The 25,488-nt window shown below is 46.0% G+C and carries 23 protein-coding genes; 11 read left to right on the top strand and 12 right to left on the bottom strand.

The genetic code is table 11. From position 1 onward, the window contains the following. Window positions 1–115 precede the first annotated feature (115 nt). The 3 genes from R7127_RS21335 to aspA all read right to left on the bottom strand — a co-directional run bounded on the left by R7127_RS21335 (window position 116) and on the right by aspA (window position 5,045). Window positions 116–1,948 (bottom strand): protein-disulfide reductase DsbD, encoded by a 1,833-nt coding sequence (locus R7127_RS21335; RefSeq protein ID WP_206971458.1) that lies wholly within the window; start codon window positions 1,946–1,948, stop codon window positions 116–118. Window positions 1,949–2,109: 161 nt separating this feature from the next. Beyond that, a complete protein-coding gene (locus R7127_RS21330) occupies window positions 2,110–3,417 on the bottom strand; it encodes an anaerobic C4-dicarboxylate transporter (protein WP_005382378.1) in 1,308 nt (435 codons plus the stop codon). A 176-nt stretch (window positions 3,418–3,593) separates the two neighbouring features. After that, entirely contained in the window at window positions 3,594–5,045 is a 1,452-nt protein-coding gene (gene aspA, locus R7127_RS21325) for an aspartate ammonia-lyase (RefSeq protein WP_005382379.1), read from the bottom strand. A gap of 431 nt (window positions 5,046–5,476) precedes the next feature. On the opposite strand from aspA, the gene R7127_RS21320 reads away from it, so the two are divergent. Continuing rightward, window positions 5,477–5,995: an FxsA family protein gene (locus R7127_RS21320; RefSeq protein ID WP_005386383.1), complete on the top strand. Its 519-nt coding sequence runs from the start codon at window positions 5,477–5,479 to the stop codon at window positions 5,993–5,995. A gap of 70 nt (window positions 5,996–6,065) precedes the next feature. Here R7127_RS21320 and trmL read toward each other — a convergent pair whose 3' ends face one another. The 4 genes from trmL to R7127_RS21300 all read right to left on the bottom strand — a co-directional run bounded on the left by trmL (window position 6,066) and on the right by R7127_RS21300 (window position 9,548). Beyond that, window positions 6,066–6,545: a tRNA (uridine(34)/cytosine(34)/5-carboxymethylaminomethyluridine(34)-2'-O)-methyltransferase TrmL gene (trmL, locus tag R7127_RS21315; RefSeq protein ID WP_053303025.1), complete on the bottom strand. Its 480-nt coding sequence runs from the start codon at window positions 6,543–6,545 to the stop codon at window positions 6,066–6,068. Window positions 6,546–6,681: 136 nt separating this feature from the next. Further along, on the bottom strand, window positions 6,682–7,290 hold the full coding sequence (locus R7127_RS21310) for a superoxide dismutase (protein WP_005382382.1): 609 nt from the start codon (window positions 7,288–7,290) through the stop codon (window positions 6,682–6,684). Between the two features lie 174 nt (window positions 7,291–7,464). Then, on the bottom strand, window positions 7,465–8,859 hold the full coding sequence (gene cpxA, locus R7127_RS21305; RefSeq protein WP_170894109.1) for an envelope stress sensor histidine kinase CpxA: 1,395 nt from the start codon (window positions 8,857–8,859) through the stop codon (window positions 7,465–7,467). Next, window positions 8,859–9,548: a response regulator gene (locus R7127_RS21300; protein ID WP_005382384.1), complete on the bottom strand. Its 690-nt coding sequence runs from the start codon at window positions 9,546–9,548 to the stop codon at window positions 8,859–8,861. The genes cpxA and R7127_RS21300 overlap by 1 nt, the downstream gene beginning before the upstream one ends. Window positions 9,549–9,738: 190 nt before the next feature. Between R7127_RS21300 and R7127_RS21295 the strand changes: the two genes are divergently transcribed. The 3 genes from R7127_RS21295 to pfkA all read left to right on the top strand — a co-directional run bounded on the left by R7127_RS21295 (window position 9,739) and on the right by pfkA (window position 12,517). Then, complete coding sequence (locus tag R7127_RS21295; protein ID WP_262585273.1) at window positions 9,739–10,251, top strand: CpxP family protein; 513 nt, start codon at window positions 9,739–9,741, stop codon at window positions 10,249–10,251. A 111-nt stretch (window positions 10,252–10,362) separates the two neighbouring features. Further along, window positions 10,363–11,271, top strand: a complete 909-nt coding sequence (fieF, locus tag R7127_RS21290; RefSeq protein ID WP_025768809.1) for a CDF family cation-efflux transporter FieF — start codon at window positions 10,363–10,365, stop codon at window positions 11,269–11,271. Window positions 11,272–11,554: 283 nt separating this feature from the next. Further along, window positions 11,555–12,517, top strand: a complete 963-nt coding sequence (gene pfkA, locus R7127_RS21285) for a 6-phosphofructokinase (protein ID WP_005381521.1) — start codon at window positions 11,555–11,557, stop codon at window positions 12,515–12,517. 90 nt (window positions 12,518–12,607) lie between these two features. On the opposite strand, the gene R7127_RS21280 is transcribed toward pfkA, so the two are convergent. Then, window positions 12,608–13,990: an MATE family efflux transporter gene (locus R7127_RS21280; protein WP_318142069.1), complete on the bottom strand. Its 1,383-nt coding sequence runs from the start codon at window positions 13,988–13,990 to the stop codon at window positions 12,608–12,610. A 240-nt stretch (window positions 13,991–14,230) separates the two neighbouring features. On the opposite strand from R7127_RS21280, the gene R7127_RS21275 reads away from it, so the two are divergent. From R7127_RS21275 to R7127_RS21255, 5 genes are all read left to right on the top strand, one after another. Next, complete coding sequence (locus R7127_RS21275) at window positions 14,231–14,521, top strand: co-chaperone GroES (protein ID WP_005381516.1); 291 nt, start codon at window positions 14,231–14,233, stop codon at window positions 14,519–14,521. A 77-nt stretch (window positions 14,522–14,598) separates the two neighbouring features. Continuing rightward, window positions 14,599–16,245 (top strand): chaperonin GroEL, encoded by a 1,647-nt coding sequence (gene groL / locus R7127_RS21270; protein ID WP_005381509.1) that lies wholly within the window; start codon window positions 14,599–14,601, stop codon window positions 16,243–16,245. A gap of 1,120 nt (window positions 16,246–17,365) precedes the next feature. Further along, a complete protein-coding gene (gene ltrA, locus R7127_RS21265) occupies window positions 17,366–19,102 on the top strand; it encodes a group II intron reverse transcriptase/maturase (RefSeq protein WP_318142068.1) in 1,737 nt (578 codons plus the stop codon). After that, on the top strand, window positions 19,099–19,479 hold the full coding sequence (locus R7127_RS21260; protein ID WP_021024079.1) for a hypothetical protein: 381 nt from the start codon (window positions 19,099–19,101) through the stop codon (window positions 19,477–19,479). Before ltrA ends, R7127_RS21260 begins: the two co-directional genes overlap by 4 nt. Window positions 19,480–20,062: 583 nt before the next feature. Continuing rightward, on the top strand, window positions 20,063–20,626 hold the full coding sequence (locus R7127_RS21255) for a VC2662 family protein (RefSeq protein ID WP_005381507.1): 564 nt from the start codon (window positions 20,063–20,065) through the stop codon (window positions 20,624–20,626). Between the two features lie 100 nt (window positions 20,627–20,726). Here R7127_RS21255 and R7127_RS21250 read toward each other — a convergent pair whose 3' ends face one another. Together R7127_RS21250 and epmB are read right to left on the bottom strand one after the other, a co-directional pair. Next, window positions 20,727–21,224: an MgtC/SapB family protein gene (locus R7127_RS21250; protein WP_005381504.1), complete on the bottom strand. Its 498-nt coding sequence runs from the start codon at window positions 21,222–21,224 to the stop codon at window positions 20,727–20,729. Between the two features lie 95 nt (window positions 21,225–21,319). Then, window positions 21,320–22,342 carry an EF-P beta-lysylation protein EpmB gene (gene epmB / locus R7127_RS21245; RefSeq protein ID WP_053307395.1) on the bottom strand — a complete coding sequence of 341 codons (1,023 nt, stop codon included), beginning with the start codon at window positions 22,340–22,342 and terminating at the stop codon, window positions 21,320–21,322. A 32-nt stretch (window positions 22,343–22,374) separates the two neighbouring features. Here epmB and efp point away from each other — a divergent pair, with 32 nt between their 5' ends. Together efp and R7127_RS21235 are read left to right on the top strand one after the other, a co-directional pair. After that, window positions 22,375–22,941: an elongation factor P gene (gene efp, locus R7127_RS21240; RefSeq protein WP_005381500.1), complete on the top strand. Its 567-nt coding sequence runs from the start codon at window positions 22,375–22,377 to the stop codon at window positions 22,939–22,941. Window positions 22,942–23,207: 266 nt separating this feature from the next. Beyond that, window positions 23,208–24,611 carry an SPFH domain-containing protein gene (locus R7127_RS21235; RefSeq protein ID WP_005386397.1) on the top strand — a complete coding sequence of 468 codons (1,404 nt, stop codon included), beginning with the start codon at window positions 23,208–23,210 and terminating at the stop codon, window positions 24,609–24,611. A gap of 102 nt (window positions 24,612–24,713) precedes the next feature. Here the strand turns inward: R7127_RS21235 and frdD are convergent, their stop codons facing one another. Both frdD and frdC read right to left on the bottom strand, forming a co-directional pair. Beyond that, window positions 24,714–25,091 (bottom strand): fumarate reductase subunit FrdD, encoded by a 378-nt coding sequence (gene frdD / locus R7127_RS21230; protein ID WP_005381493.1) that lies wholly within the window; start codon window positions 25,089–25,091, stop codon window positions 24,714–24,716. Window positions 25,092–25,102: 11 nt separating this feature from the next. Further along, window positions 25,103–25,486, bottom strand: coding sequence for a fumarate reductase subunit FrdC (gene frdC, locus R7127_RS21225; protein ID WP_005381491.1), 384 nt, complete (start codon window positions 25,484–25,486; stop codon window positions 25,103–25,105). Between the last annotated feature and the right edge of the window lie 2 nt (window positions 25,487–25,488).

The following is a 25,488-nucleotide window of genomic DNA, read 5'->3' as shown; positions in this document are numbered from 1 at the left end:
AGTCTGAACCAAATCGACTTTTATTAGGAAAATTGCATATAAACGCAATGTTCTTATTCAAATCTGAGCAATAAAAAACGCCAGTGGACATCACTGGCGTTTGAATATCTGGTTATCAGAACTGCTTGATATGCTCTAAGAAAGGCTCGGCTTGCATAAAGCCCGTCAAACGAGCGTTTGAAACGCGTTCACCACTGGCATCCCAAAACTCAATTGTTGGTAAACCAAGCACACTCATGTGCTTCAGTAGTTCGATGTCTTGCACTTGGTTTTTGGTCACGTCCGCTTGCAGAAGAACGAAGTCTTGCAGTTTGGCTTCGACGCTTGGGTCATGGAAGGTGTACTTTTCAAACTCTTTACATGCTACACACCAATCGGCGTAGAAATCGAGCATGACGGGTTTACCTGCCGCTTTCGCAAGTGCCAGTTGTTCTTCAAGCTCCGCCACGTTAGCAATGCGAGTAAAGCTAACAGTGGCTTGCTGAGTTTGTGTTGTGCTGTTGCCAAACCAGTAATTTAAAATAGGTTGTGCTGAGGCTAGCAAACCTAAGACGGCGATTATGCCCACGGCACTTTGTTTCCAGCCACCAAACTCTAGACTGTTTTTGATGTGGTATAGCCAACCAAAAGCAGCAATACCCAGTGCTGACCACAGAATCGTTGACCACATTTCTGGCATGATACGTTCTAGTAAGAAGATAGGTGCGGCAAGCAGAATAAAGCCGAAGAGTGTTTTCACTCGGTCCATCCAACCACCTGCTTTTGGTAGCAGTTTGTTGCCGAAGACCGCAACAAGAATCAGCGGAATACCCATGCCCATCGCCAGCGCGTATAACGCGATACCACCGGTAAGCAAATCGCCGCTTTGTGCAACGTAAAGTAGCGCACCAGACAGAGGTGCCGTGGTACATGGTGAGCACACCAAGCCAGATATTGCCCCCATTGCAAACACGCCAGCACTGCTGCCGCCTTGCTGTTTGTTGCTGAGGTTGTTTAACCACGTTTGAACGCTGCTTGGTAGCTGTAATGAGTACAGACCAAACATAGACAAAGCGAGTGCGATGAACAGTACGCTCAAGCCAATCAGCACATAAGGGTGTTGCATTGCCGCTTGGAACTGCATACCTGCAGATGCCACCACAAGGCCGAGTAGGGTGTAAGTCAGCGCCATGCCTTGTACATAGACAAACGACAAGCCTAGCGCACGGCGCTGACTCAGTTTGCCACTGCCAAGCACGATGCTGGTCAGAATTGGGTACATCGGCAGCACACAAGGTGTAAACGCCAAGCCCACACCAAGCGCCAAGAACAGAAGTGGTGTCCACCAGTTATCAGCAAGGTTGGCTGCAAGGCTATCTTGCTGTGTTACTGGCGCTGATGATGTGTCATCAGACGTAGATGATTGCGCCGCTGGTGGCGTTGCTGTTGGTGCCTGTTCTGCTTTTGATGCAGTTGTCGCCGTTGTTGAATCTGAGTTCGACGAAGTAAACGCGTTGATAGGAATCACGCGAGTTTCTGGCGGGTAACAGAAGCCTGCTTTCGCACAACCTTGGTATTGCACGACTACGCGAGCACCGTCTTGCCAATCATGCATTGGTACATTAACGAAGAGAGGTTGAGTATAGATATGCACGTCACCAAAGAATTCATCTTTATGCGGTGTGCCGTCTTCCATTTGCAGTTCGCCTAGCGATACTTTCTCACCAGCTACAGACAAGCGCTCTTGATATAGGTAGTACCCGTCACGTACCTGCCAATCGAGCATCAATTTGTCATCTTGCTGGTAGAAGTTAAATGGAAACGCCTGATCAACAGGAACAAAACTGTCGCTGCTGGTACCAAAACTGTTGTTCTGGCTACTGTTAAACTGGTCTTTGCCAAATAAAGCTAAAGACGGAGTGGAAAAGGTAATGAGCCCTAAGAGTAAAACGGAAAGTAATGCGCGCATAAAAGAGTCAATTCATCTTAGATAATTGCCGTTAGTGTAACTCAATCAGACCCGGAGGCGAGTCAATAAGTTTCATGAAAATGAAGATTTATTGAGCATAAATCAAGACAACAGGCAATAAAAAAGGGAGCCGAAGCTCCCCGAGTAAGACTCTGTTTCTACTAGATCAGTAGACCACCGAATGCGAAGCCAAGTGCTACCGCAGAAGCGATGGTTACCACACCAGGTACAAAGAATGGGTGGTTGAATACGTACTTACCGATACGAGTTGAACCCGTGTCGTCCATCTCAACCGCGGCAAGTAGCGTTGGGTAAGTTGGCAGCACGAATAGCGCACTTACTGCTGCGAAAGATGCAACTGCGGTAAGTGGTGCCACACCGATAGCAAGTGCTGCTGGCATTAGCGCAACCGTGGTTGCACCTTGAGAGTAAAGCAGCATTGAAGCGAAGAATAGAACAAGTGCTAGCATCCATGGGTAGTCTGCTAGTAGCGCACCCGCAACTTCTTTGATGCCGTCAACGTGCGCGTTAACGAACGTTGAACCTAGCCATGCCACACCAAGAACACACACACACGCTGTCATACCAGAGCGGAATGTTGCTGCGGCTGGGATTTTGCCAGCATCGATTTTACAGCTCATTACGATAGCTGCCGCAGCTGCTAGCATTACCGTCATGATAGCTTCGTTACGGCCTAGAGCAGGGTTCTCGATAAGGCCAACAGAGCCAGAAATTGCTGCTGCGTAACACACGACAAATGCGATTGCGCCTAGGAAGATGAAGGTTGCTTTCTTCGCTGTTGGTAGGATTTCGCGTTTTGCTTCTGTATTTAGCTTGATTAAGCCTTTTTCTAGACGCTCTTGGTATTCAGCATCGTCTTTTAGCTCACAGCCCATGAAATTCGCCACGAACGCACCGATCATGCACGCGATGAACGTCGTTGGAATACAGATTGCTAGTAGTGTTAGGTAGTCAACGCCAAATGGGTGCAGCATTGCCGCGAACGCTACAACAGCCGCTGAGATTGGTGATGCGGTGATAGCGATTTGCGATGCTACGACCGCGATAGACAGTGGACGAGAAGGGCGCACGCCTTGGCCTTTCGCTACTTCTGCAATCACTGGCAAAGTAGAGAATGCCGTGTGGCCAGTACCCGCCATTAATGTCATTAGGTAAGTTACGATAGGCGCATAAAAGGTGATGCGCTCAGGATGCTTGCGCAAAAAGTTTTCAGCAACTTGCACCATCCAGTCTAAACCACCCGCTACCTGCATTGCTGCGATAGCGGTGATTACAGACATGATGATCAAAATTACGTCAACGGGAATGTAAGCTTGGCTTGTTGGTACGCCCAAGATCAAAGACAACGCAATGACCCCAGCACCACCGGCAAAACCAATGCCGATACCACCGATTCTTGCCCCCAAATAGATGAAGAGCAGAACCACGAAGAGTTCGACCATGACCATATTGATACCTCTTTAGTTTTTTATTTGATTCTGATTTTTTGAACACTCAGGAACAGGAGTAAATGCTCAGAGAATGAGAACCTAGTGGTTTAGCGGCAATAAAAGCATATAAAAAATGTGGTTAACCGTATGAGAGCCTAAAAAAGGGGCCTGAGTGGCCCCCTTCGGATTCGTTATTACTCGTAACGTTTTGCTTTGTAAGTAGGATGCATGAAGTTTTCTACTGACAAGATTTCATCAAGCTCCTCTGCTGTAAGCAGACCGCGCTCTAGCACGACTTCACGAACACTCTTACCAGTTTCTGCACAAATCTTACCTACGATGTCACCTTCGTGGTGGCCGATGTATGGGTTTAGGTAAGTGACGATACCGATAGAGTTGTAAACGTAGTTTTCGCAAACTTCTTTGTTCACAGTGATGCCGTCGATACATTTATCACGTAGGTTCACACACGCGTTGTGTAGTAGAGAGATAGACTCAAACACACTTTGTGCGATCACAGGTTCCATAACGTTTAGCTGTAGCTGACCGCCTTCTGCTGCGAAAGAAACCGTGTTGTCGTTACCGAGAACTTTGAAGCAAACTTGGTTTACTACTTCTGGGATAACTGGGTTTACTTTAGCTGGCATGATTGAAGAGCCTGCTTGCATTTCAGGTAGGTTCAATTCATTTAGACCCGCACGAGGACCAGAAGAAAGTAGACGAAGGTCGTTACAGATCTTCGATAGTTTCACTGCTAGGCGTTTTAGCGCGCCGTGAGTCATTACGTATGCACCACAGTCAGACGTTGCTTCGATAAGGTCTTCTGCTGCAACAACGTCAAGGCCTGTTACTTCCGCTAGGTGTTTTACTGCAAGCGCTTGGTAGCCAGTTGGTGTATTTAGACCAGTACCGATTGCGGTTGCGCCTAGGTTGATTTCTAGGAGGAGTTTAGATGTGTAATCTAGAGCACGAATCTCTTCGTTTAGTGTTACCGCCCATGCATGGAACTCTTGACCTACTGTCATTGGTACTGCGTCTTGAAGCTGAGTACGGCCCATTTTCAGTACATCTTTAAACTCAACGGCTTTAAGTTCGAATGCGCCTTTTAGGTACTCAATTGCTTCCATTAGCTTGTGTACGCTGTTGTATACCGCAATACGGAAACCTGTTGGGTACGCACAGTTGGTTGATTGGCTCTTGTTTACATGGTCATTTGGGTTAACAAATTCGTATTGGCCTTTCTCTTTACCCATCAACTCAAGCGCAACGTTTGCGATCACTTCGTTCGTGTTCATGTTAACTGAAGTGCCTGCACCGCCTTGGAATACGTCTGATGGGAACTGATCCATACACTTGCCAGTTTCTAGGATCAAATCACACGCTTCGATGATGTAGTTTGCAACGTCTTTTGGAATAGCGCCAAGTTCTTTGTTTGCTAACGCTGCGGCTTTTTTGGTCATTACCATGCCGCGTACAAATTCTGGTACGTCAGAGATGGTCATATTAGAGATGTTGAAGTTCTCGATCGCACGTAGCGTATGAATACCGTAGTACGCATCTGCAGGGACATGACGTTGACCTAATAGATCTTCTTCAATACGAGTGGCTGGGTTTGCTGTTTTTGGAGCATCAGATAGGGTAGCCATAGCAGGATCCTTAGATGATAATTCTGATAATAAAGTTATTTATTAGCCATTTCTGCAATCTAGAATCCATTCATCAGAATTTTTGGCTGGAAAATCCGTCCTGACTTATGTGGCACATGATACTGCACCTAGCGCATAAAAATAGTAACTAGATCACCTTTTTCGTTTTTCATGAGTCAATAATTTGCAAAGTATGAACGGGTTATTAATAACCCTTTATAGGTACTCGATTTTCCTCGACAAACATGAGTTTTTAGAGTTCGAAATTAGCACTTTAAAAGCACGAAAAAATCGGTATGCAATTGAATGAAACGCGCTCCCGCTACTTTTTCTAAAAAAGAAGGAGACCAGTATGAACACGCTTTTTTACAACGATTCGTTTGAGCTTAGTCTGCTTTTACCATTACACTGAATTAAACAAAGGAGGGCGTGTGTTTCCTATCTTATTATTAGCGTTTATTTTTGTTCCGATCATTGAAATCGGCTTATTTATTCAGGTGGGCGGCTTTTTAGGTTTATGGCCGACCATTGCACTAGTCTTAATCACTGCATTTGTTGGTGCGTCGTTGGTTCGTAGCCAAGGTATACAAACACTGATGTCAGTACAGGGGCGTCTTGAACAAGGTGAAATTCCAGCCCAGCAAATTTTTGAAGGCGTAATGCTAGCGGTGGCTGGCGTGCTACTGTTAACCCCGGGCTTTATGACCGATGCCCTTGGTATGTTGGTGTTGCTTCCTGCGCCACGCGCCGCGATAGCTAAATACTTGATGAGCAAAATGGTGGTGAAAACCATGCATGGTGGTGGCTTCCAAGGTGGTTTCTCTAACCAGGGGCCATTTGAGCAAGACCCGTTCCGTCGTGACCCTTTTGATTCCCAGTCAGATAATGGCAAGACCTTCGAAGGGGAATACGAGCGTAAAGACGATGATGATCGCAACAAGCTCAACTGATTGAGTTAGTCAGTAAAGAAAACAAAAGGGCGCACCAAGCGCCCTTTTCTGTATTTGGAATTCGTGCTGCTTACAATGCGCCTTCAAAGCCCATTTGACGCCATGCTTCAAAAGCAATGATCGCAACGGCATTCGAAAGGTTTAGGCTGCGTGCGTCCGGCATCATTGGAATGCGAATACGCTGCTCCATTGGCAAGCTATCGATGATTTCAGCAGGCAAACCACGAGTTTCTGGACCAAACATCAAAACATCACCCGTTTGGTATTGTGCATCAACGTGGTGACCTGTGGTTTTGGTGGTGCAGGCAAACAATCGGTAGTTACCTTGCTTCTCTGTCTCTAAATACTCTAAGAACGCTTGATAGTTTTTATGGCGTGTTACGCGAGCTAAATCATGGTAATCCAAACCAGCACGGCGGACTTTTTTCTCTTCAAGATCGAAACCCAGAGGTTCAATTAAGTGAAGGTTTGCACCGCAGTTGGCGCATAGTCGAATGATGTTGCCGGTGTTCGGCGCGATTTCTGGTTCGTATAAAGCGATATCAAACATGGTATTGAAATAGAGTTGGTCAAAGAGAGGGGCAGTATATACCCAAGTCACCGAAATATGCGAGATTCAGCAAGATTGACCTGGGTATGAAAGCAGGCATTAGCGCGGATGTTAATACCGTACGTATCGATGCTCTTTATAAGAGAGCGTGAGCATAGTTTTCTTCAACTGCTCGCCAGTTGACGACGTTCCACCACGCATCAATATATTCTGGGCGACGGTTTTGGTAACTGATGTAATACGCGTGCTCCCACACGTCTAATGCGAGGATTGGTTCACCGCGCACATCCACTACGTCCATCAGAGGGTTATCTTGATTGCTGGTGGACGTAATGTGAATCTCACCATCTTTTACGATCAGCCATGCAAAGCCAGACCCAAAGGTATTGATGGCAGCTTGGGCAAACGCCTCTTTAAATTGCGCAAAGCTACCAAATTTATCGTTAATTGCTTGAGCAAGCGCGCCTTGAGGCTCTCCGCCACCGTTTGGTGACATGCAATTCCAATAAATGATGTGGTTGTAATAGCCGCCACCATTATTACGTACTGCTGGACTGAGCTTAGAGATATTGTCAAAGATCTCGTCTAATGACTGAGTTTCGAGCTCACTCCCTTCAACGGCATTTACAAACTTATCAAAGTACGTCTTGTGGTGTTTGCTGTAATGCACTTCCATGGTTTTCGCGTCGATGTACGGCTCTAGTGAATCGTACGGGTAAGGCAGAGCGGGAAATGTATGTGACATAGTAAATCCTCCTTAATTGGAAAATTCACTTTAATGCTAACGATAATTATTATCAACTTTGATCTTTGTAAGGGTATTCTAAGAAGCCTCACCAATTTCTAAAGTGAGGGTGGGGCTGTGAATCACTCACTCTAGAAATATGGTGCGAATTATTGTTAGTTCATCAAATTGAGACTAACAATTGATCGGTAAGGTGATACTCATACGCAATCCGCCTAAAGGACTTCGGCTGGCTGCGATCGTGCCACTGTGCTGGCGAATGGCACTTTCGGTAATGGTTAGGCCGAGACCTGTGCCGCCAGAGTGGCGATCGCGTGCCGTGGAAACGCGATAGAACGGGCGAAAAATCGCGGCCAGTTCCTCTTCTGGTACACCTTCTCCATTATCGTCAACCGTGATACGAAGCGTATCGTCATCGGCTTTGATGTCTATTTGTACCTCATCTTTTCCGTAGTAAATGGCGTTACGAACGATATTTTCCACCGCACTCATCAGCAGTTTAGGGTTACCGGAAATATTGCGCTTAGGTAATTCTGAATAGTGTAGCTGTTTGCCCATTTGCTCTGCTTCAAACTGCGCATCTTTAATGATTTCTTCCCATAAACTTTCTAGTGGCTGTGTTTCGCGAGTCATATGACTGTTCGCCTGCATGCGAGAAAGCTCTAATAGTTCGCTGATCATCTGTTCCAAGCGCTGCGCTTCGGTATCGATACGAGTCAGTTCTGGGCTTTCGCCTTGTTTACGCGTCGCTAATGCGCTTGCCATGCGCAGACGAGTTAAAGGTGAGCGCAGCTCGTGAGAAATATCGGATAGCAAACGTTGTTGTCCTGAAATCATTTGATTAACCGCTTCGACCATCTGGTTGAAGCTGCTGCCTGCTTGACGAAATTCCGCCGTACCTTTTTCTAAATTTGGATCTGTGACAAATTCACCTTTCGCTACACGTTGAGCAGCGGCTTCAAGACGACGTGCAGGCTGACTCAAAGCCCAAGCAAGCCATAACAGCAATGGTGTACTAACCAACATGACCGCAAGCAAGAGCTGGAATGGGTGATCAAACAGACGCAGGAGTAGAGGTGGTGGCTCATTCCACTTGAAGCCCACGTACATCAAGATATCGGAATCTGCCAAAGTGATAGGAATTGGGCCCGCAATCATGTATCGACCATACAGCTTCTGCTTTGGATTATTGTAATCTTCGATACTGGTGACAAAGTTTTGCATGGCACGCAATTGAAAATTGCTGCGTTTTTCTGTCGTAAGAACATTACCGCTGTAGTCAGAAAAAAACACTCGTGGGCGAGGGTCGTGCTTGCCGTGGCGGTTGCCCTCGATACGAAAAAGTATGCGGCCTAAATCAGTTTGCTGGCTGTATTTTTGTTGGATTGAGTCACGCGTTTCTACCATACGTTTGTAGTGTTCTTCTGGAATATCGCGAGCTTTGCGTGGGTCCAAATGTGGCAGTGATAGCACGGCTATCAATACTAATAACATGGTGAACCAAAAAATGGCAAAGATGCGTCCATACAGGCTATTGATGTTTGGCAGTTTGATGCGTGATAGGCGCATTAATCCTCCTCAAGCAGCATGTAGCCACGACCACGCAGGGTTTTGATTCGCGGCTTGCCATTGCTTTGATCTGGTAATTTTTTACGTAAGTTCGAGACATGCATATCGATAGCGCGATCAAAAGCAGCGAGTCGTTTACCAAGCACATCTAAGCTCAGTGTCTCTTTGGTCAGCACTTGTCCTGGGTTTTGTACGAAGTGGGTGAGTAGCGCAAACTCGGTTGCCGTGAGATCGAGTAGCTGTTGCTCACAATACGCTTCTTGCTTACCGGGATAGAGGCGGATTTCTTGATACTCAATGCAATCGCTGTTTTTGGTATTTTTTTGTGTGCTGCTAGTGCGGCGTAAAATCGCGCGGATTCGCGCTAACAGCTCTCGGTCACTAAAAGGTTTTGGTAAATAATCATCCGCGCCCAGTTCCAAGCCGATCACGCGATCAATTTCTTCCCCTTTAGCGGTCAGCATCAAGACGGGAGTTTCCCAATTTTCACGTAAGCGTTTCAGCGTTTCCATGCCATTGAGTTTTGGCATCATGACATCCAACAAAATCAAATCAATCTTATCATTGATCGCGGCTAAGCCGGCTTCACCGTCATTTGCTTCGCTGACGTCAAACCCTTCGAAACTGAGTACTTCTTTTAATAAGCTGGTTAGCTCGATATCGTCATCGATTAAAAGAATGTTTGCCATGGGGGCACCTATAGTAAGTTACCGATAGCCTAATATTACATTGGAATGATGCGCAACGAAGAGGAGAAAAATCACTCTTTACGATTCTTTACGCTCCCTATACGTCGCTTTACCTAGCGGGTCGTATTCTATACTCAAGCGCTGTGAGAACAGCTCAGAAGAACCACTCACCTGTGTAAGGAATCGTATTATGAAGTCTGCAAAAAAACTTGTGTTAGCTGCTGTTGTTCTACCTCTTACTCTTGGCGCCGCAAGCGCATTCGCTTACGGTGGTAAAAACCATCATAAAGGTCCTCGTGACGAATGCGGCATGGGTATGGACCGAGGTGTCATGCGTCAACTAGACCTGACTGATGCACAAAAAGATCAGCTAAAAGAAATGCGTGAAGCAAACAAAGCGGAAATGAAAGCAAAATTCTCTGATGGCAAAGAAGCACGTATGACTGAGCGTCAAGCGCATCACGCAAAAGTGCAATCGCTTTTGCTGGCGGATAATTTTGATGAAGCTCAAGCTACCGAATTAGCAAAAGAGATGGTTGCGCGCCAAACGGAACGTCGCGTGCAAATGCTAGAAAGAAAGCACCAAATGCTTAGCGTATTAACACCTGAGCAGAAAGCGAAATTTGTTGAGCTACAAAATGAACGTATGCAAGAGTGTGGCGACAGAATGCACAAGCGCATGGAAAAGTCGCGCAATAATTAAGTCATGAATTGATGTTATATAAAGAGGCAGCCATTGGTTGCCTCTTTTTGATCTGGTTATTTCATGGTCATTCAATATACTCAACGTATGGTTTTAGTTAACTCTTTGATTATGAAACAGCAATACGCACGTTTAGTTACGACCGCCGCTTGGACTGCAACCATTGTGGCGACGCTTCTTCTGATAGTAAAAGTCATCACGTGGTGGGTAACCGGCTCAGTGAGCTTATTGGCGTCATTGATTGACTCCATGTTAGATATCGCGGCTTCGGTTGTGAATCTTGTGGTGGTTCGTTACGCCTTACAACCGGCAGACCGCGAACATACGTTTGGACATGGTAAAGCTGAGTCCTTAGCGGCCCTAGCCCAAGCAATGTTTATTTCGGGCTCGGCAGTATTTTTGATTCTTAACGGGATTGACCGATTTTTCCGCCCACATGCTTTACACGCACCGGAGTTAGGTGTGTATGTATCGCTGTTTGCGATTGTGGTCACACTTGGCTTGGTGATGTTCCAAAAACATGTGGTTCGCGTGACGGGGAGCCAAGCAATAGCGGCGGATTCTCTGCATTATCAGACTGACTTGTATATGAATGCTGCGATCATGGTGGCTCTGGGGCTCAGTTATTTTGGAGTGACTCAAGCGGATGCTGTGTTTGCGATTGGTATTGGTGTCTTCATTCTTTATAGCGCTTTCAAAATGGTCAGCGAAGCGATTCAAACCTTACTTGATAGAAAGTTGCCCGATGAAGAGCTTGAGCAAATTAACCAAGCTTGTTTGAGCGTAAAAGGGGTATTGGGTGTGCATCAGTTACGCACACGAATGTCAGGACCGACGCGCTTTATACAGTTGCATTTAGAGCTAGACGATAACTTACGATTAATTGAGGCGCATTACATTGCTGATAAAGTGGAAGATAATTTATTGGCTCTGTTTCCTGATGCGGACGTACTGATCCATCAAGATCCATTGTCTGTCGTTTTCGGACCTGAGAAAGAGCAGAAAGCGCAAGATTGGTAGGCTTGAAAAATCCATCAGAGCCCGACGACAAACAGGTACTTATTGACTATCTTTCCATCAATACTTATTAAGATTCGTGATCCTGATATGAATCAACAAAGTTTCATAGAGAAACTGTAATACTCTTACATAAGTAGAAAAGTTACATAAAAAAGTGCGTTTTCATTGGTAATCCTGTAGAGGAAATGTAACATAACGCACAGTTCTGGATTATGCAGGTTGCTTGGTAACAAGGGGCCTAAAAGAAAATTAAATAATTGATTGCCAAAGATCGAGGGTGAGCATGATTAAGAAGATCGGTGTTTTAACAAGTGGCGGTGACGCACCTGGTATGAACGCTGCGATACGCGGCGTAGTACGTACAGCACTATCCGAAGGATTGGAAGTATTCGGTGTGTACGACGGCTACCTAGGCCTATACGAAGGCCGCATCGAGAAGCTAGATCGTTCTAGCGTTTCAGATGTGATCAACAAAGGTGGTACGTTCCTAGGTTCTGCACGTTTCCCTGAATTTAAACAAGTGGAAGTTCGTGAAAAAGCGATTGAGAACCTGAAAAAACATGGTATCGATGCACTAGTGGTAATCGGTGGTGATGGTTCGTACATGGGTGCGAAGAAACTGACTGAAATGGGTTACCCATGTATCGGTCTTCCGGGCACAATCGACAACGATATCGCAGGTACGGATTACACTGTGGGCTACCTAAGTGCACTAAACACCGTTATCGATGCAATCGACCGTTTACGTGATACTTCTTCATCTCACCAACGCATTTCAATTGTAGAAATCATGGGCCGTCACTGTGGTGATTTGACTCTGATGTCTGCAATTGCGGGCGGTTGTGAATACATCATCACTCCGGAAACTGGTCTAGACAAAGACAAGCTGATCAGCAACATCCAAGATGGTATCGCTAAAGGTAAGAAACACGCGATCATCGCGCTTACTGAGCTAATGATGGATGCTAATGAACTAGCACGTGACATCGAAGCCGCGACAGGTCGTGAAACTCGTGCAACAGTACTTGGTCACATCCAACGTGGTGGTCGTCCAACTGCATTTGACCGCGTACTAGCATCTCGTATGGGTAACTACGCTGTTCACCTATTGATCGAAGGTCATGGTGGTCGTTGTGTAGGTATCGTGAAAGAGCAACTTGTTCACCACGATATCATCGACGCAATCGAAAACATGAAGCGTCCAGTACGCAACGATCTATACAAAGTTGCTGAAGAGTTGTTCTAAGCAAGCTTGAAATAGATAAACAAAACCGCGGCTTTCCGCGGTTTTTTTGTATTTGAGAATCAACAAAAAGAAACTAGCGATAGACGAGTGTTAAGACACGCTGCTCTGCTCTATGAGCGTTAATTTTCGCTCGCGCAGCGCAAACAAGTAGCCCAGTAGCCCACCCAACGTATTCCCAACCGCGATACCGATAAACAAGCCTTCAATGCTGTAGATTTGGCTCCCGACCCAAGCCGATGGCAAGGTAAAAATGAACAGCCGCATAAAGCTCCACTGGAATGCACGCAATGGCTTGTGCATCGCATTCAAACCACTGACTAACATCATCACGATGCCTTGGAAGCCATAACTAAATGGCACCACCAGTAAATAATGCCAAAGCAGGTTTTTCACCGCATCTTCCTGAGAAAACAGCGCAGCCAGAGGAATGCTCAGCGGTACCATCATCAAGAAGATAAACCCTTGGAATACCACTGCAAAACGCATGCTAATAAATAAACCGGAAAAGGCTCGTTGCGGTTGTTTGGCTCCTAAATTTTGTGCCATAAACGGTGTGAGGGCAGAGGTCAGCGACATCAATACTAAAATCAATATGGACTCAATACGCTGCGCTGCCCCGTAAGCAGCAACCGCTGCTGTACCGTGGTTGGATAACAGCATCATCAGAATGGCACCGGACAACGGATTCATCGCGTTTGATAGCGCTGCAGGGGTACCAATTTTTAGTGTCTGTTGCCAGTCTTGTTTCAGCAAAGCCCATTGGGGTTGAGCAAGCAATTTTTCCCGTTTAATTAGCACATAGAATGAGCCACACAAAGCACCTAACCAGCTAAAGGCACTTGCTATGGCTGCGCCTTGAATGCCAAGTTCCGGAAAAGGGCCATACCCGAAAATCAACAATGGATCGAGCATGCCATTAATCAAACCAGCCAACATCATGACTTTTGCTGGTGTCTTTGTGTCGCCAGTAGCTCGGATAGCACTGTTGCCCGCCATTGGGATCACTAGCAGAGGAATGGTGAGATACCAGACCTGCATATACTGCTCAATAAGAGGGATGAGATCATCAGACGCACCAAGAAAACGAAACAATGGCGCAATGGTGGTAAAGCCAATAGAAGACGCGATAGCCACAAGTAACACGGCTAATAACAAACCGTGGGTGGTGAACCGTGCAGCTTGTGGTGCATGACCTTGCCCAAGCAAGCGACCAATATTGGTCGATAGTCCAATCCCAATCCCCATCGTAATGCAGTTAACCGCAAAGGTGACAGGGAAGGTATAGCTGATAGCTGCTAGCGCTTGAGTGCCAAGCAACGAGATAAAAAACGTGTCCACCAAGTTAAACATCAAAATTGCGATCATGCCCATAGTCATGGGTACGGTCATTTTCCGCAGCGTTTCAGGAATGGGTGCGGTCAACAAACCATGCTTATCGGTCGCTTGGGGTTCCAGCTTGTTATTTTCCTGCATGTGTGACAACTATCTGGTGAGCAAACTGCAAGGATACAAGAAAGCGAGATGCCGAGCGAGTGAGCATTTCTAACGCAAACCGTTGCCTAGTTGTTCGTTATTTTAACTAAGTCACAAAAATTTTGTGCCACCCCCTTGGGATCGCTGCTTCGACCCCTTATATAGGGATCACGTGTCTGGGGCTACAGTCCCTAAGGACAATTATCAAATAAACATGGAAATTTTCAGGAGAGACGACCGATGAACATTCGTCCATTACATGACCGAGTTATCGTTGAACGTAAAGAAGTTGAATCTAAGTCTGCTGGTGGCATCGTTCTGACTGGTTCTGCTGCAGAAAAATCGACTCGCGGTGTTGTTCTAGCTGTGGGTAAAGGCCGCATCCTAGAAAACGGCACCGTACTGCCACTAGACGTTAAAGTCGGTGATACCGTTATCTTCGCTGAAGGTTACGGTACAAAAACTGAAAAAATCGACGGTAAAGAAGTGCTTGTCATGTCTGAAAACGACATCATGGCGATCGTTGAATAATAGCAATCATTGAGTAATTTTTTGCTCAGATTCAATTACGAAATTACACACAAAGAATTTTAGAAAGGAAATCAAAGATGGCTGCTAAAGACGTTAAATTTGGTAATGACGCACGAGTTAAAATGCTGGAAGGTGTAAACGTTCTGGCTGACGCAGTAAAAGTAACACTGGGTCCTAAAGGACGTAATGTCGTTCTAGACAAATCTTTTGGTGCACCAACTATCACTAAAGATGGTGTATCAGTAGCGCGTGAAATCGAGCTGGAAGATAAATTCCAGAACATGGGCGCACAAATGGTTAAAGAAGTTGCGTCTAAAGCAAACGACGCAGCGGGTGACGGTACAACAACAGCAACGGTACTAGCACAATCTATCGTTAACGAAGGTCTAAAAGCAGTCGCAGCGGGCATGAACCCAATGGATCTTAAGCGTGGTATCGACAAAGCTGTTGCCGCGGCAGTTGAGCAACTAAAAGAGCTTTCTGTTGAATGTAACGACACAAAAGCGATCGCGCAGGTTGGTACTATCTCTGCAAACTCAGACGCAAGCGTAGGTAATATCATTGCAGAAGCAATGGAGCGTGTGGGTCGTGATGGCGTTATCACGGTTGAAGAAGGTCAGGCGCTACAAGACGAGTTAGACGTAGTAGAAGGTATGCAGTTCGACCGCGGTTACCTGTCTCCTTACTTCATCAACAACCAAGAATCAGGCAGTGTTGATCTAGAAAACCCATTCATTCTTCTAGTAGACAAGAAGATCTCAAACATTCGTGAGCTTCTTCCAACGCTAGAAGCTGTCGCGAAAGCATCTCGTCCACTGCTTATCATTGCAGAAGATGTGGAAGGCGAAGCGCTAGCAACATTGGTTGTGAACAACATGCGTGGCATCGTAAAAGTTGCAGCTGTGAAAGCACCTGGCTTCGGTGACCGTCGTAAAGCAATGCTACAAGACATCGCTATCCTAACTGGCGGTACTGTGATTTCTGAAGAGATCGGTCTAGAGCTAGAAAAAGTTGCACTAGAAGATCTAGGTCAAGCGAAGCGTGTTTCTATCACGAAAGAAAACACGACTATCATCGATGGTATCGGTGAAGAAGAGATGATCTCTGGCCGTGTTGCTCAGATTCGTCAACAAATCGAAGACGCAACTTCAGACTACGACAAAGAGAAACTACAAGAGCGCGTAGCTAAACTGGCTGGCGGTGTTGCAGTAATCAAAGTTGGTGCTGCGACTGAAGTTGAAATGAAAGAGAAGAAAGACCGTGTAGAAGATGCGCTAGCCGCAACTCGCGCAGCGGTTGAAGAAGGTGTTGTTGCTGGTGGTGGTGTTGCACTTATCCGCGCGGCATCTAAGATTGCTCACCTAACGGGTGACAACGAAGAACAAAACGTTGGTATCCGCGTTGCACTACGTGCAATGGAAGCGCCAATCCGTCAAATCACGAAGAACGCAGGTGAGGAAGACTCAGTGGTTGCGAACAACGTGAAAGCGGGTGAAGGTAGCTACGGCTACAACGCGGCAACAGGCGAATACGGCGACATGCTAGAAATGGGTATCCTGGACCCAACTAAAGTTACTCGTTCTGCACTACAATTCGCAGCATCGGTTGCAGGTCTGATGATCACTACTGAAGCGATGGTTACTGACCTACCGCAAAAAGACGCGCCAGCGATGCCTGACATGGGCGGCATGGGTGGCATGGGCGGTATGGGCGGCATGATGTAGTGCGACGAGAGTCGCGTAGGTAGCTAGCCGAGCGGGCTACGTCCATAGTAACCACTAACTTTGTGTTGTGGTTACTATCCCACCCGCCGAAATAGCAAATAAATAAAACCCGATATTCGGGCTGAACCCAAGCCCGAATATCGGTCCTCGTAAGAGGTCCGATTTTAGGCATGGGCGAAAGTCTGTGTCCCTCGCTTTAGGCGAATGATATACGTTGAAGCAGCGCTATCAGTGTCTGTGAAGTAACGGGAATATTCGTGTCTTATTTAAGCTTGAGCCACCTGCACGGTGCGAAGCTGTTTTCATTATTGTCTTAACCAATTTCATACTCGAACGGGTAGGTGATTGGACAGTGAGACCTATTGTTCAGCCAATAGTAGCCTAGGGATAGTGCATCTGCGGTAACGCGGTGTGCGGAGCTTCCTGACAATGTACCCCCACGCAAGTGGTTAATCCTTGCTGCGAAGTGAAGGTTAAGACAATCGCCAATAGCAGGTGGTTGAGGGGCTAGGCTGAGTTATATGGTTAACGTAAGTGAACTACTGATAAACACCGTCAGCCGCGACGAGCGTAACGCTATTGTCGTGACGACTAAGTATCCCTTTGGGAGGATTTGTCGTCACTAACGCTCTGACCAAAAGGTATATGGCCGGTTATCTCTTTTACATCTGGGGATACGCTGACTCATGCGCCATCGGTGGATAGGTAGAACCTAAGTAACTCGTGTAATGAAAACGGAACTCGGAAACCCCGTATCTTTGCCCCAATAGGGCAGGCAACTCGTAAGAGGCGCTGTTGAGGATGCGGGCACAGGAGAGCAGAAAAAGCGAAAGCCAACTTGTAATGAGCTGGATAGAAAGCCAACGTGCTTTCACCGGAAACGGGGCCCACGTCTGCTTGGTCTTTAATTGCGTGAAAATCAGTAAAGCCGTCAAGTTTACGGTAGTTGAAACTGTCAGAGTCCAATTGTGGGCGTTACCTTTCCTATTTGAGGATTTCGGGTACTGTCAGCAACAAGTTCAAGCCTCATAGGGTAAATCTCTGCCCTATGGGGCACAGATGCACCTTGTGTTGCTTGTTTAACTTATCGTTAATGGAGGAAAGCAAGGTGCATACTTCAATGCAAATTGACGTATCTGCATCCTCCCACCAGGCACAGCAGTGGCACAGCATCGATTGGTCACTAATGTATCGTACGGTGAGAGGGCTACAGGTGCGGATCGCAAAGGCAACGAAAAAGTCTGACTGGCGAAAGGTCAAAAGACTGCAACGCATGTTAACTCGTTCGTTTGCTGCCAAGGTGATAGCCATTCGGCGCGTCACTGAAAACAGAGGGAAAAACACACCGGGTGTTGATGGAGAAACCTGGAACACTCCTGCTTTGAAATGGGGAGCTATAGATCAACTGACGCGCAAAGGCTACAAGCCAATGCCGTTGAGGCGAGTCTATATCCCTAAAGCCAATGGCAAACGCAGGCCGCTGGGAATACCAACCATGCGTGATAGAGCAATGCAGGCACTATACCTGTTAGCTCTTGAACCCATATCGGAAACCAAGGCGGATCGAAACAGCTATGGCTTTCGCCCGAATCGCTCTTGTGCTGATGCTATCGAACAATGTTTCGTGAACCTCAGCCGCAAGGCCAGTGCCCGTTGGGTACTGGAGGGTGATATCAAAGGGTGTTTTGACTTTATCAGTCATGATTGGCTTATCGCCAATATTCCTTTGGATAAGGCGATACTCAAGAAGTGGCTGAAAGCCGGATTCATGGAATCTGGTAAGTTTAACTCGACGGAGGCGGGTACACCGCAAGGTGGGATTATCTCACCTGTACTCGCCAATATGGCCTTAGACGGACTGGAAACGGTGCTTGAATCCCACTTCGGGAAGAAGAACACAAAAGCCAGTTACAAAACTAAGGTCAACTATGTGCGTTATGCGGATGACTTCATCGTCACTGGGATCTCGAAAGAGCTACTGGAAGGTGAGGTTTTACCCATTGTTGAAGCCTTTATGGCCGAACGTGGTCTGCAACTTTCAGCAGAAAAAACGCTGATCACGCACATAGACGACGGGTTCGATTTTCTCGGGCAGAATTTGCGTAAATACGACGGCAAGATGTTGATTAAGCCGTCAAAGAAAAACGTGAAGAATTTTCTGCGCGGTATACGAGATTATCTCAACAGCCATAAAACGGTGCCAGCTTCAGCGGTGATAGCGAAGTTGAACCCGATGCTCAGAGGATGGTGCAACTACCACCGCTGGGTATGTGCGAGTGAGACATTCAAGTATATCGATTATCGTATCTGGAAAATGTTATGGCAGTGGTGTCGCCGAATCCATTTGAATCGCCGTAAACGCTGGATTAAAGAAAAATACTTTAAAACAGTGGGTGATAGAAACTGGGTATTCAGTGCACCGAAACCGAAAGGGGAAGACGGTCACTACCGCCTGCTGAGTTCAGCGAGAGTGAAAGTCGATAAACATGTGAAAATTCGGGCAACAGCGAATTGTTACCTACCGGAAGACGAGCAATATTTTGAGCGTCTGAAAATGCAAAGATTGAAGAAATCTTTGGCGGGTAACTGGAAGCTATGGAAGATTGTCGAAAGACAAGACTACAAATGTGCGGTGTGTCACCAGCAGTTTCACTCAGAAGATGAATGGGATATTCACCATATCGTCAGAAGAGTGGATGGCGGCACGGACATGAGCTCGAATTTGATGATGTTGCATATTAACTGTCACAGGCAATTGCACCATAGACAACATTCAGAGGGGGCTACTCTCGAAAAGGAACTTGAGATAGACTCAAATCAACTGAATGAAAAACCAACAGTAGGGAGAGCGTCATGAGACATCTAGTAAATGTTTTTGGGCTGTTTCTCCTGTTATTGGGTTTTGTTATGGTAACTGACACAGTTTGGGGATGGGGCGTTATGGCCATTCCTATTGTGTTCTGGCTCATGCGCTTATTGAACCTCATCCATAAAAATCGCTTTGCAGCGTTAGTATTTTGGCTTGGGGTCACTTTCGTGCATTGGCAGTTTGCTTTGGCTTCGTTCAGCGTGTTCCTGCTTATAACTGTAATTAGGTTTGTGAAGGACAACGCACACAATCATCCTAGGGTTAGTCGTAAACGAAAATCCTACAATCCAGCCACGGGGCTACCTATGATGGGTCACAAAGGTATCGATGTCGATTCTGACGGTAATCCCTACAATACGTTTTGAACAGGAAGGAGGTTCGTCATGTATATGTGGTACTGGCTGTTAGGCTTGTTAGTAACTATCGCCTTAGTGGGTGTAGTCTTCTGGTTTGCTTACAAGAGTGATAATCAGTAGAAATTCGGAGAGACGCTACTTCATTAATTGAAGTGCTTATCTTTGTTGCTGGCTCGTATGCAAGTACGGGCTTATAAAGGCTTGAGCCGTATGCGGGGAAACTCGCACGTACGGTTCTTAGGGGGCGGTGGCGCAGTAATGCGTCGCTGCTACCCGACAGCCAGCTTATCTCATCGCTCTAGGGAAACCTTATAGCGGAAAGATAACCGACCAAACCTTTAAAAGTCGAGGCAGATGCCTCGACTTTTTTATGCGTGTCACCTGAGAAACATGACGTTCTGGTGTGGCTTATCATGAAATTTTTGAGCGTAAAAAGCGCCATTTCAGAAGCAAAAAATCGAAGAGAAATATTTTTTCTTTTGAGTCAGATGGTTAAATCTGACCTATTGCTAACACTTTTTGAACGGGGACAGAGCAAAATCTGAACATTACACTATGTTGTAAATTGTTGCTTCCCATCATGGAGATGAAAATGAAAAAGCTTATGACGTCATTGGCGGTTGCAGCCGCTATCGCATCACCTGTTGCTTTTGCCGACAGTACACCTGTGATGTTCTCTACTATCGATAACACAAACGCACCTTCTAATTCTTCAGTTGGTGGCGTTCGTTTAGCTGTGCTGCATGGGCAGGTAAATGAGGTTAAAGGTGTCGACTTTTCACTGCTTGGTATGTCAGAAACGGATCGTACGACAGGTGTGAACTTCGGTCTGTTTTTTGGCGCAGCAAAAGTAAATCAAGAAATGAAAGGCGCGTCTTTAGGCTTAGTTAACTGGAACCAAGGTCAGACGACGGGTGTTAACTTGGGTGCTGTTAACATTACGAACAACGTAAAAGGCTTGAACTGGAGCGCGGTGAACTATTCTGAAGGCTACACCATGGCGGATGTGGGCTTAGCGAGTATCTCTAAGAAGTCTAATTTCCAGTTTGGTTTCTTCAACATGACCGATCAAATCGATGGCGTGCAAATTGGTCTTTTGAACTGTGCGGATAACGGTTTCTTCAAGTGTTTCCCACTCATCAACTTTGCTAAGTAATCCCTGAGAAAGTCAGAATCTTTATATACAGAAAGCCCTCGATGTTCGTCGAGGGCTTTTTAATTACAGATGGGATGAAGCGAGTTTCTCGGAGCGTTAACTATTTAATTAATCGTGATGAAGTTTTGCGTTGTTGAATTCTTTGATGAACACCGCGGCGTAATGCTTTGATGTGGTTTTCTGCTTTATCCACACCTAACAACACGGTTAATGTCAGGAGAGTAATAACCACCGACTGCGTTAAATAACCTAAACCTATCATCAAACCTAAACCTGCTAGCACCCATATTACAGCCGCGGATGTTACGCCATGGATTTTTCCATCAAGTGTCATCATAACGCCAGCGCCTAAGAAGCCGACGCCAGTAATGATCTGACCAAGCACTCGTGCTTGATCAAGAGTATTTGGCGATAACGACACTGCCATCGACATAAACAGGTAGGTGCCTGAAATAATTAATATTGCTGTGCGAATGCCAACCGGTTTACCACGAGTTTGGCGCTCTATACCGATCATGAGCCCATTAATGGCGCAGCATAGTAGGGCAGGCCAACTGAATGGGCCAAGATCGAAAATTTGTTCGAATGCTGTATGCATCTTGACCTCCAAAAGTGCGGAGTATGCATAGACTTACCGTGCAAAGCGAACAAAAATAATCAATCTAGACGACAAATTTAATTGAGTGTCAGAGCTTATTCTAAATGCAAATCCAACGGCGTTTTACTTGGCCTGCCACCAACTTCTCGTGTGAGTTTTGGTACCAGATAACCCGATACACGCGTGATGAGTCCGCGCATAATAGCTTTCGCTTCTTCGTCCGAAATAAAGTAGTGCGCTGCGCCTTGCACCTTATCAAGAACGTGGAGGTAATAAGGCAAGATACCCGCGTCAAATAAGGCCTCACTTAACGCCACTTGAGCTTCTACCGAATCATTCACGCCTTTCAGCAGAACGCCTTGGTTTAGAAGCGTAACGCCCGCTCTTTTGAGCTTGAACATCTGTTCAGCAAATTCGTCATTGATTTCGTTGGCATGGTTGATGTGAGTGACGAGGATGATTTGTAACCTTGATGCTTGCAGAAGTTGGCATAGTTCATCAGTGACTCGAGCTGGAATCACCACAGGTAAACGGCTATGAATACGCAGACGTTTGATGTGAGGAATGTGAGCAATGTGCTCTAAAAGCCAATGAATCTCATCGTCTTTTGCCATTAATGGATCACCACCTGAGAAGATGACTTCGTTCAACTCTGGTTGTTGTGCCATGTACTCTAAGCACTTGGTCCAGGCTTGTTTCCCGCTTTTGTTCTCTTGATAAGGGAAGTGACGACGAAAGCAGTAACGGCAATTTACCGCGCAGCCACCTTTGACAATCATCAGGGCGCGGTTGCGATACTTGTGTAGCAGGCCAGGGACTTCATTGTCCTGCTCTTCCAATGGATCATTGGAGTAACCCGGATGCACCTCAAATTCGTCGCTCAGTGGTAAAACCTGACGTAAAAGAGGGTCTTTAGGGTTGCCTTTCTCCATCCTATCGACAAAACTTTGCGGTACACGCTGTGCAAACAGCTTGCGCGCGGCAAACCCGTCTTGCCACGGTGAAGGATCAATTTCCAGTATTTCGAGCAATTTTGCAGGATCAGAGATCCCATTCGCCAACTGTTTGAGCCAGTTTTGCTCAACAGATTCGACTTTTCGGGTTATTATGTGCGGCATTGAATTTAGCTCTAAGAATGTAAGAGGAAAAAATGGCTACAGTTAGCACCAATGAATTTAAAGGCGGTCTTAAGTTAATGCTTGATAACGAGCCTTGTGTAATTCTGGAAAACGAATACGTTAAACCAGGTAAAGGCCAAGCGTTCAACCGTGTTAAAATTCGTAAACTTCTTTCTGGTAAAGTGCTAGAGAAAACATTCAAGTCTGGTGACACTTGTGAAGTGGCAGACGTAATGGATATCGACCTAGATTATCTATATTCAGACGGCGAATTCTACCACTTTATGAACAGTGAAACGTTTGAACAGATCGCAGCGGATGCAAAAGCGGTAGGTGAAAACGCTAAGTGGTTGGTAGAAAACAACACTTGTATGATCACTCTTTGGAACGGTAACCCAATTACTGTTACTCCACCAAACTTCGTTGAGCTAGAAGTTGTAGACACAGACCCAGGCCTGAAAGGTGATACTCAAGGTACTGGCGGTAAACCAGCGACGCTATCAACTGGCGCTGTTGTTCGTGTTCCTCTGTTCATCTCAATTGGTGAAGTGATTCGCGTAGATACTCGTACTGCTGAATACGTAGGTCGTGTGAAGTAAGCACTTTATATGATTGTTAGAAAGGTCGCTTCGGCGGCCTTTTTTATTGCCTGTGATTCTTCTCTTTTAATCCCTCAGCGTAAAACATCGATATTCTCCGCAAATTTTTGATGATTTTGTATTATTCGTAAAAATCTTATTTATTCCATGAATCTGTCGATTATTCCTTAATGTAACATTTTGATACATTAGTACTTGTCGCTGAGTTGCATAGCAATCTGATTTTTATCGATTTAACTCAGTAACAATCCAAAAAGGAGAACAAAATGGAAAGCAGAGGTTTAGGAAGGGGTTTAAAGGTGGAAGAAAGACGTCAGTTACTACATAAAGGATTAAAAGCAGCCGTATTTGGCGTACCGCTGTTGGCAATAGGCTTAACGATTAATAGCTCGGTGCTGATGACCGATGCGGGTTACAGCTACGTGCATCAGAATAATATTACTGGTGAGTTGGATGTGTTTACTGAACCTGGCATTCATTTTCGCATGCCATTTCTGTCCAAAATCACCAAGTATGACCAAGTGATCACCGTGTCATTCGGTAACAGCAAGGGCGAAGATTTTTATCAACGCCTTGATGCGATTCAGGTTCGATTTGCCGACACCTATATTGGTCAGATCCCCGTAACATTCCGCTTTAAGCTCAGTAATGACCCTGAAGCGGTGAAGAAGATGCACAAAGAGTTCCGCAACAACAGTAACTTGATCGATGCGCTGCTTGTAAAGAACGCACGTAACGTAACGGTGATTACCGCAACCCAATACACGGGTGAAGAGTTTTTCCAAGGTGGCTTGAACCAGTTCAAATCGAAACTTGGCGATCAGTTACGAGAGGGGATTTATCTAACAGAGCGACGTCAGGTTGAAGTGGAAGAGTTGGATCTTGCGCCTGTTGGGGCGAATCAAGCCAATCCGAACCAATTACAGCGCACCAATCAACTGGTATGGAAAACCGTGCCTGTCGTAGACAAAACCGGGCAACCAATTCGTCAAGACAATCCGTTACAACAATACGGCATTCAAGTGACGCAGGTGACCATTGGTGACCCGCAGCCAGAAAAGCAATTAGATCAGCTATTGGCAGATAAAAAGCGTTTAGTGGCGGATCGTATTCGCGCGATTCAGGAACAAGAAACGTCGAAAGCACAGGCAGAGACCGAGCAGTTACGCAAAGAGATTCAACGAACACGTGAGGTGCAAGACGCCCAGCGTGGTAAAGAACTCGCAATTATTGCTCAGCAAAAAGAAGTGGAAGTTGCACGTCAGATTGCAGAGCGTGAAATCGTTGAAGTGGAAAAGACCAAACGACTTGCTGAAGTCGAGAAGGAGAAAGAGCTAGCTATCGCAGAGGCTAACTTAGCGATTCAAAAAGCGAACGCACTTTCTGCTGAGTTTGAAGCGAAAGCGATATTAGCGAAAGGTCGCGCAGAATCTGAAGTCCTAAAAGGTAAGTATGCGGCGTTAGGAGCAAACCGTGAAGTTTACTTGGCAGAATTGAATCGAGACGTAGCGAACTCGCTGTACAACAATTTGCAAAACTTCCAAGTTCAGATGCCACAAAATTACATTGGTGGAAGTGACGAAACGGGCTTGAAAACAAACCTAGATGTGATTACTGGCTTTGGTGCTCTGGGTCTTATGGACCAGACAAAGAAGGTCGCACAGCAATAAGATCATGGGTGGTCAAAAGCTTAAAAAGCAAAAAGATCATAGGTAACCCAAAGCAATAAAAAAGCTGGCATTTAGCCAGCTTTTTCTTTTTTGGTCAGTCTCTTAAATCATGAAGATAAAGATAACTGCTAGTGCAGTGATGAGGCCTGCAAATGCATAGCATGCAATTTTACCAATCACACCAGTGTGGAATTTAAGGTCGTGCATGCCGTGGTGTACACGGTGCATTGCGTGCCACATTGGCAATGCTAGCGTGCCAATGATGAATAGCGCACCGATGATGCTGGTTGCGAATGCAGAGACACGCTCGTAGCTCATCGCTTCTGCGTCAATCACGCCTAGTGGTACCAAGATACCTAGCACAAGAACAGTGATTGGCGTGATCATCGCGAACCAAGTACCGCCTGCGCCAAACAGACCCCACCAGATTGGCTCATCAGAACGTTTTGGTGATGTGTTTACACTATAATTCGGTTTCATTGCTCAGCTCCTTACACCACGATGAGAACGATCAGTGAGATGAACGCAACCGCGGCCCACTGAGTCAATACGATGATCTTCTTGTCCACTGGTTTGCCTTTCAAACGAATTGGCATTACTTGTGGCATCATGCTGAAGAAAGTTTGAGCGTGGAATAGGCTACCGAGTAGTGCAACGATGTTGATTGCGACGACGATTGGGTTCGCCATGAACGCTAACCAACCTTGCCATGCTTCAGGACCTTTCACCAAGCAACCTAAACCGAAAGTTAGGAACAGAGTGAATAGAATTAACGGAAGCACCGTCGCTTCACGTAGCATGTAGAAGCGGTAGAAAGGATGGTTCTTCCACCAAGTGCGTTTTACTTCACGAACGTAAGGTTTACGATTGCTCATCC

The sequence above is a fragment of the Vibrio sp. 1159 genome (assembly GCF_033340395.1).
Classification (GTDB): domain Bacteria; phylum Pseudomonadota; class Gammaproteobacteria; order Enterobacterales; family Vibrionaceae; genus Vibrio; species Vibrio alginolyticus.
Note: the sequence above shows the minus strand (reverse complement) of the source record. Positions and strands in the feature narration are given on the sequence as shown.

Bases quoted from the DNA above. Each gene is read 5' to 3' on its own strand.
- frdC (WP_005381491.1), bottom strand. From the start codon at position 25,486: ATGAGCAATCGTAAACCTTACGTTCGTGAAGTAAAACGCACTTGGTGG.
- aspA (WP_005382379.1), bottom strand. From the start codon at position 5,045: ATGGCTACCCTATCTGATGCTCCAAAAACAGCAAACCCAGCCACTCGT.
- trmL (WP_053303025.1), bottom strand. From the start codon at position 6,545: ATGTTTGATATCGCTTTATACGAACCAGAAATCGCGCCGAACACCGGC.
- R7127_RS21330 (WP_005382378.1), bottom strand. From the start codon at position 3,417: ATGGTCATGGTCGAACTCTTCGTGGTTCTGCTCTTCATCTATTTGGGG.
- ltrA (WP_318142068.1), top strand. From the start codon at position 17,366: ATGCAAATTGACGTATCTGCATCCTCCCACCAGGCACAGCAGTGGCAC.
- epmB (WP_053307395.1), bottom strand. From the start codon at position 22,342: ATGCCGCACATAATAACCCGAAAAGTCGAATCTGTTGAGCAAAACTGG.
- R7127_RS21310 (WP_005382382.1), bottom strand. From the start codon at position 7,290: ATGTCACATACATTTCCCGCTCTGCCTTACCCGTACGATTCACTAGAG.
- frdD (WP_005381493.1), bottom strand. From the start codon at position 25,091: ATGAAACCGAATTATAGTGTAAACACATCACCAAAACGTTCTGATGAG.
- R7127_RS21275 (WP_005381516.1), top strand. From the start codon at position 14,231: ATGAACATTCGTCCATTACATGACCGAGTTATCGTTGAACGTAAAGAA.
- R7127_RS21300 (WP_005382384.1), bottom strand. From the start codon at position 9,548: ATGGCAAACATTCTTTTAATCGATGACGATATCGAGCTAACCAGCTTA.
- fieF (WP_025768809.1), top strand. From the start codon at position 10,363: ATGAAACAGCAATACGCACGTTTAGTTACGACCGCCGCTTGGACTGCA.
- groL (WP_005381509.1), top strand. From the start codon at position 14,599: ATGGCTGCTAAAGACGTTAAATTTGGTAATGACGCACGAGTTAAAATG.
- efp (WP_005381500.1), top strand. From the start codon at position 22,375: ATGGCTACAGTTAGCACCAATGAATTTAAAGGCGGTCTTAAGTTAATG.
- R7127_RS21295 (WP_262585273.1), top strand. From the start codon at position 9,739: ATGAAGTCTGCAAAAAAACTTGTGTTAGCTGCTGTTGTTCTACCTCTT.
- R7127_RS21250 (WP_005381504.1), bottom strand. From the start codon at position 21,224: ATGCATACAGCATTCGAACAAATTTTCGATCTTGGCCCATTCAGTTGG.
- R7127_RS21255 (WP_005381507.1), top strand. From the start codon at position 20,063: ATGAAAAAGCTTATGACGTCATTGGCGGTTGCAGCCGCTATCGCATCA.
- pfkA (WP_005381521.1), top strand. From the start codon at position 11,555: ATGATTAAGAAGATCGGTGTTTTAACAAGTGGCGGTGACGCACCTGGT.
- R7127_RS21235 (WP_005386397.1), top strand. From the start codon at position 23,208: ATGGAAAGCAGAGGTTTAGGAAGGGGTTTAAAGGTGGAAGAAAGACGT.
- R7127_RS21260 (WP_021024079.1), top strand. From the start codon at position 19,099: ATGAGACATCTAGTAAATGTTTTTGGGCTGTTTCTCCTGTTATTGGGT.
- cpxA (WP_170894109.1), bottom strand. From the start codon at position 8,859: ATGCGCCTATCACGCATCAAACTGCCAAACATCAATAGCCTGTATGGA.
- R7127_RS21335 (WP_206971458.1), bottom strand. From the start codon at position 1,948: ATGCGCGCATTACTTTCCGTTTTACTCTTAGGGCTCATTACCTTTTCC.
- R7127_RS21280 (WP_318142069.1), bottom strand. From the start codon at position 13,990: ATGCAGGAAAATAACAAGCTGGAACCCCAAGCGACCGATAAGCATGGT.